We start from the raw sequence: 209 nt of genomic DNA, 5'->3' as shown, positions 1-209 counted from the left end.
CCGCCAAGGTTGACGAGAAGGTAGAAGCACCAGCCGCCGACAAGGCAGAAGCACCAGCACAGGTCGAAGCCGAAGCAGAAGCAGAAGCCCCGGCTCAGGCCGACAAGGCTAACGACAAGGCCGAGGAGAAGGTACAAGACCAGGCTGAGGCTGACGACAACAAGGCAGACGCCGAGGAGCAGGACGCACCGGCCAAGGTGGACAACGCC

At 62.7% G+C, this 209-nt stretch carries 1 pseudogene; it reads left to right on the top strand.

From position 1 onward, the window contains the following. Positions 1-209: pseudogene (locus HMPREF2690_RS12185) on the top strand (hypothetical protein); the annotation flags it as partial.

It is taken from the genome of Corynebacterium sp. HMSC034E11 (genome assembly GCF_001835905.1).
Lineage (GTDB): Bacteria > Actinomycetota > Actinomycetes > Mycobacteriales > Mycobacteriaceae > Corynebacterium > Corynebacterium coyleae.
The sequence above is the reverse complement of the archived record's forward strand: the minus strand, read 5'-3'. Positions and strand labels throughout refer to the sequence as shown.